General features: G+C 39.6%; 5 protein-coding genes. All 5 read left to right on the top strand.

Features of this window, described 5'->3' with window-relative positions:
* The first annotated feature begins 938 nt into the window (after nucleotides 1-938).
* On the top strand, nucleotides 939-1,394 hold the full coding sequence (locus AN944_RS12555) for a hypothetical protein (RefSeq protein ID WP_055024974.1): 456 nt from the start codon (nucleotides 939-941) through the stop codon (nucleotides 1,392-1,394).
* Nucleotides 1,395-1,565: 171 nt separating this feature from the next.
* Nucleotides 1,566-2,024: a tRNA (adenosine(37)-N6)-threonylcarbamoyltransferase complex ATPase subunit type 1 TsaE gene (gene tsaE, locus AN944_RS12550; RefSeq protein WP_055024965.1), complete on the top strand. Its 459-nt coding sequence runs from the start codon at nucleotides 1,566-1,568 to the stop codon at nucleotides 2,022-2,024.
* Nucleotides 2,025-2,040: 16 nt separating this feature from the next.
* A complete protein-coding gene (locus AN944_RS12545; protein ID WP_055024964.1) occupies nucleotides 2,041-3,348 on the top strand; it encodes an N-acetylmuramoyl-L-alanine amidase in 1,308 nt (435 codons plus the stop codon).
* Between the two features lies 1 nt (nucleotide 3,349).
* Nucleotides 3,350-5,293 (top strand): DNA mismatch repair endonuclease MutL, encoded by a 1,944-nt coding sequence (mutL, locus tag AN944_RS12540; RefSeq protein ID WP_055024963.1) that lies wholly within the window; start codon nucleotides 3,350-3,352, stop codon nucleotides 5,291-5,293.
* Nucleotides 5,280-6,206, top strand: a complete 927-nt coding sequence (gene miaA, locus AN944_RS12535) for a tRNA (adenosine(37)-N6)-dimethylallyltransferase MiaA (protein WP_082420008.1) — start codon at nucleotides 5,280-5,282, stop codon at nucleotides 6,204-6,206. Before mutL ends, miaA begins: the two co-directional genes overlap by 14 nt.
* Nucleotides 6,207-6,243 lie beyond the last annotated feature (37 nt).

Here is a 6,243-nt window from a genome sequence, read left to right as displayed (position 1 = left end):
TTTTTGAACATATTAGGTCGCTTCAAACTTCCCCCATCTGTTTATTCCAAGCAATCTATTCCAGGTAAAGTTTCCAGGTAAAGTTTCCAGGTAAAGTTTCCAGGTAAAGTTTCCAGGTAAAGTTTCCAAGTAAAATGTCCAAATAGAAAATAGTTCTGTTGTGCTTTTAGCGTGGTGATACCTTCTTGTTGCCAAGGTATAGGTCATCAGTTCGAACCACTCTTTTTGAAAACATTAAGTCGCTCCAAACTTCCCCCATCTGTGTATTTCAAGCTATCTATTCCAAGCAATCTATTTCAGGTAAAGTTTCCAAGTAAAATGTCCAAATAGAAAATAGTTCTGTTGTGCTTTTAGCATAGAGATACCTTTTTTGTTGCCAAGGTATAGGTCATCAGTTCGAACCACTCTTTTTGAAAACATTAGGTCGCTCCAAACTTTCCCCATCTGTATATTCCAAGCAATCTATTCTAGGTAAAGTTTCCAAGCACAATGTCCAAATAAAAATAACTCTGTTGCGCTTTTAGCATAGAGATAGCTTTTTTGTTGCCAAGGTATAGGTCATCAGTTCGAACCACTCTTTTTTGAACATATTAGGACGCACTAGAACTTCCCTTCGTAAAAATTCCAGTGCTTAACTCCAAAAAAAATGAATTAATGCTTTAACCTGTAAAGTGATCGCTATTTGATTGATGCAACATCAAGCCTTTTTTAGACGTAAATAGCGCATTTATGCCACCTATTTGGTCACCTGTTTGATAGTGCCTCATATTTATCAGAGACACTTTGTTTATTTGTATTGTCTAATTTACCTGTCTTTTATATGTAAAATATGAGCTTGCTCAAGTATTCCTTTTTTATTTTCAACCATAATAAATACAAGCTTTTACAAATTAATTCTAAAAACTGCTGACAGAGCAGTTATGAGTGGAGTGTTTATTATGCGTATCCAACAACTAAGTGAGTTGCTTGATTTTATAGCTAAATCACGCTTAGACATGAAACAACTTTATGGCCAATTGCATCGTAATGCAGACTCGACTCGAGTGAAAATGATGTTGGAATATCTTCAGCAGCATCAACAGCATGTTCATGACAGTATTGAAAATTATATCGATGAAGCGCCAAGCCGCATGTTAGATACATGGTATAAAGATATTACATTCGAAGACTTCAAAAAACGTTGTAACGAATCATTACTGCCAGCAAATATGACTGAAGATGATGTGTTGGAGCTTCATTTAGATCTTGAAAACCGTCTAATCGCATTATTGGAAAAAACAGCAAATAGCACTGCCGTAACCGAAATTAAAGAAGCTTTACTTGATTTGGTTAGAGTTGAGCAAACTCAGCAAAAAAGATTAGTGCATAGTGCTTTGCGAATGGATGATATCTAACAGTTATTTTTCCCATTTCGATTTTATGTTAATATTTTTAAATAGAGCCAGCTAGCAAGCTGGCTTTACTATTTTCAGCGGTTTACATTGCGTCAATTAATCACGGAGTGCATTATTCTGATTAAGATGACATTTTTATATGATTAATCCCCCAAGTGCTGGTAAGTTAACATGACTTCGATAAAAAAAAATCTCCCAGATGAACAAGCAACAATTGAACTAGGTTATGAGTTATCACTGTGGGTGAGTGCTCCACTGGTTATCTATTTAACTGGAGATTTAGGCGCGGGTAAAACGACCTTAAGCCGTGGTTTGATTCAAAGCTTGGGGCACAAGGGCAATGTTAAAAGCCCAACTTATACACTTGTTGAACCGTATGAGTTAAGAGGGATGGATATTTTTCATTTTGACTTGTATCGATTGCTTGATCCTGAAGAATTAGAGTTTATGGGGATTCGAGATTACTTTACAGAAAAAAGCCTGAGTCTTATTGAGTGGCCAGATAGAGGCCATGGCTTGTTACCTGATGCAGATATTAGTATTCATTTGAGTTATCAAGGTGAACAGAGACAGGTTGAGTTAAACGGGTTGACACCTGCTGGGCAGCAAGTTGTCGCTAAATTAAAATAATAATGATTTGAGAAAAATGACGCGATTTTTTAGTTTTGTATTGCTATTTGGCTTCTCGTTAATTGTAGAAGCAGCGAATAAATTAGATAGTATTAGAGTGTGGGATGCACCAGACTCTACTCGAGTGGTATTGGATTTATCCCAAGCACCTGATTACAGTTATTTTTCATTGTCTAATCCTCAGCGCTTAGTGATTGATTTAAAGCAAGCCTCTACCAAGGTTAAGTTTGATGATATTGCTAAAAACAGCAAATTGATTAATAAAGTCCGTTTAAGTAAGCCTCCTAAAGCTGGTACATTGCGCTTAGTCCTCGAATTGGCATCTCCTGTTAAAGCTAATTTGTTTTCGCTGACGCCAACTGCGCCATATGGGAATCGCTTGGTTGTTGATCTCGATAACTCAGCCAATAAACCCGCTGCTAAAAAACAGGTAGTTCAAACCAGTAAGCGTTCAAAAGATGTGATTGTCGCAATTGATGCGGGTCACGGTGGTGAAGACCCTGGCTCAATAGGCCCTAAAGGGACTTATGAGAAAAAGGTTGTTTTAGCTATTTCTAAACGGCTTGCACGCAAAATTAATGAAACACCGGGCATGAAAGCGGTGATGACACGCAGTGGCGATTACTTTGTTAACTTAAATCAACGCTCAGAACTTGCACGAAATAGCCGTGCAGACTTATTACTATCTATTCATGCCGATGCATTCACTTCACCTCAACCTAAGGGCGCCTCTGTGTGGGTTCTGTCTAAGCGACGAGCCAATACTGAAATCGGTCGAGTATTTGAGGATAAAGAAAAACATTCAGAATTATTAGGCGGTGTAGGCGATATTATTCAAAACACTGACAGTGAACAGTATTTGGTTATGACCTTGATTGATATGTCTATGGATCATTCAATGGCTGAAAGTCACAGTATTGCGACCGATATTCTTGCTGGGTTAGGTAAAGTCACAAAGCTGCATAAAAATAAGCCTGAGTCGGCCAGTTTCGCAGTATTAAAGTCGACAGATATCCCTTCAATTTTGATTGAAACGGGCTTTATTTCAAACCCTAAAGAAGAGCGATTATTACTTGATGGAAACCATCAACAAAAATTAGCCAACGCTATTCACAAAGGTGTGGTTAACTATTTTGAGGCTAATCCCCCTTCAGGCACCATGTTTGCTAAGCAAAGCAATGTTAAACATACCGTCAGAAGTGGCGAGTCACTTTCAGTGATTGCCCAGCGCTATAAAGTCAGTGTGGCGAGTATCAAAAAAAGTAATAACTTAAAGTCCGATGTATTAAGAATTGGCCAAAAGCTGGTTATTCCGAGGGCGTAAAATGGCTATTCAAATTCTTCCTCCACAACTTGCCAACCAAATTGCTGCAGGTGAAGTGGTTGAAAGACCTGCATCAGTTGTTAAAGAGTTGGTAGAAAACAGCTTAGATGCAGGTGCAACCCGTGTTGATATCGAAATCGATAAAGGTGGCAGTAAACTCATTCGAATTCGCGATAATGGCAAAGGTATTGCCAAGGCGGAGCTTGCGTTGGCGCTTTCTCGCCACGCTACCTCGAAAGTACATTCTCTTGATGATCTAGAAGCTATTTTAAGTTTTGGGTTTCGTGGTGAGGCATTAGCCAGTATTAGCTCTGTCGCTAGACTCAGCCTAACATCTAAGCCTGCAGATCAAACCGAAGCTTGGCAAGCCAATGCGGCTGGCTCGCAAATGGATGTCAAAATTACTCCTGCAGCTCATCCAATTGGTACAACAATTGATGTCGTCGATTTATTTTTTAATACGCCAGCGAGACGGCGTTTTTTAAAGAGTGATAAAACTGAGTTTACTCATATCGATGAATGGCTGAAGCGGATTGCCATTGCGAGAACCGATGTACATTTTACCTTAACTCATAATGGTAAACTAATACGTCAGTATCGCCCTGCGAATACTGAAATACAGTATAAACAACGGTTAGGACAAATTTGTGGTCGCAGTTTTGCTGAACATGCCTTGCACTTGGCTTGTGAACATGACGGTTTGAGTTTAAGCGGATATTTACAAGCGCCAAGTGATACACAGGTGACCGATAGCTTTTATTTTTATGTGAATGGCCGATTGGTACGTGATCGCTTAGTAAATCATGCAGTCAAACAAGCTTTTGGACGTTTTGATATTCAGCATCAACCTGGTTATGTATTGATGCTTGAGATTGATCCTCATCAAGTCGATGTGAATGTGCATCCTGCAAAACATGAGGTGAGATTTCATCAAAGTCGGTTGGTTCATGACTTTATCTTGCAAGCTTTACAATCTGTGCTGCAGCAAATTACAGAATTACAATTGTCACCTGAAAGCAATGATCGAAATAACGATAATCGCAATCATAGTAGCGACACCGCTTATATTCATGTTGATGGCACTCATTCATCACCGGTAAATCAAGTGTCGTCATCAAAGCCTGTTCAGCAACACACAGGTTCTCAGGCAAGTTCGTATTTGTCTGAAATAGAGCAGCAACAATCAGCTGTTCAGCATCAACCTCGAGAGCGAAGTCGAAGTCAATATGGCAGTGTCTCAGTACCAGCTCAAGGCTATCAAAATAGTGGCGGGCAATATGGCGGTGGTGGTTCAAAAGCAGTCGATTCTGCGGAGATAACCCCAACAGCAATTGCTAACTATGGTCAATTACTGCAAACAGAACATGAAAATAGCTCATTAACACAAATTAATGAAGTTAATATTTCAGCGGTTTCTACCATGCCTCAGCTGCTTGATGGCCGTTATTGGGTCATGGTAAAAGAACAGCAATTATTATTAATCGATATAGTCCAAGTTTCTGTTATTGTTGCTAAAAATGAAATATTCAAAAAATTGAAAACTGGGTTGGTAGGGCAACCTTTACTCATGCCTGTGTCAATTCAAGCTGATGTAGATTGGAAAGAGTTACTTGTTGAGCGAGATATCTTACTAAGAAAACTGGGTTTAACCCTTTCAATTCGCTACCAACAGTTGATAATTAAGAATGTGCCCCCATATCTAAGAGATAGCCAGTTAGCCGTATTAATCCCAGAATTACTTCAATGGATTAAAGCTGATACGCCTACCGACGAAGCGTTAGCGTTATGGATTGCTCAGCATCAAAAGTCAGCTTTTCTTTCTGCATCGCAATTATGGCAACAGTATTGTCAGTTAAGTGATGAACAACAAGCTGCGTTATTATCAACAGCACAATCTTTACCGTGGCAAACTTGGCTAGAAGAGAATAAAAGTGAACCAAGCTAAACAACCCAAAGTATTGTTTTTAATGGGGCCAACAGCCTCAGGCAAAACCGCTTTAGCCATAGAGATGGCGCAGCACCATAACTGTGAAATTATCTCAGTTGATTCTGCGTTGATTTATCGGCAGATGGATATTGGTTCTGCAAAACCTGATGCCGATGAACTTGCATTAGCACCACATCGTCTTATCGACATTTTAGACCCGAGTGAGTCCTATTCGGCTGCCGACTTTAGACGTGATGCACTGCACGAGATTGAACAGATCATTGCCCGTGGTAAAACCCCATTATTGGTGGGCGGAACAATGATGTACTTTAAAGCACTACTTGAAGGTTTATCTCCTTTACCTGCTGCTGATGAAGCGATTAGAGCACAAATCTTAGCCGAGGCCGAAACCCATGGTTGGGATTTATTACATCAACAGTTATGTGATATTGACCCTGTGGCTGGTGAGCGTATTCACCCTAATGATCCACAACGATTATCTCGTGCTTTAGAGGTTTACAGAATAACAGGTAAAACCATGACTGAGTTGAGTGCAACTAAGTCACCGGCTTTACCTTATGATGTAGTGCAATTCGCTATTGCACCACTTGATAGAAAAGTATTACATGAATTAATCGCAAAACGATTTAAACTAATGATGCAACAAGGGTTTATTGAAGAAGTTCAGCGATTAAAAGAGCGAGGCGATTTACATTTAGACATGCCATCCATGCGCTGTGTCGGATATCGACAATGCTGGCAATATTTAGACGGTGAATTTGATCGTGATACTTTGGTAGAAAAAGCCACTGCTGCCACTAGGCAATTGGCGAAACGTCAATTAACATGGTTGAGAAGCTGGCCAGATTTACATTGGCTCGAAAGTGGTGCCAAAGGAAATTTAGTTACACTTATACAACATTCAGGCTAGATTAATCGCTGCTGCTGTATAATACTCAAACTAAACA

The sequence above is a fragment of the Shewanella sp. P1-14-1 genome (genome assembly GCF_001401775.1).
Lineage (GTDB): Bacteria > Pseudomonadota > Gammaproteobacteria > Enterobacterales > Shewanellaceae > Shewanella > Shewanella japonica.
This window is presented reverse-complemented; position numbering and strand designations above follow the sequence as displayed.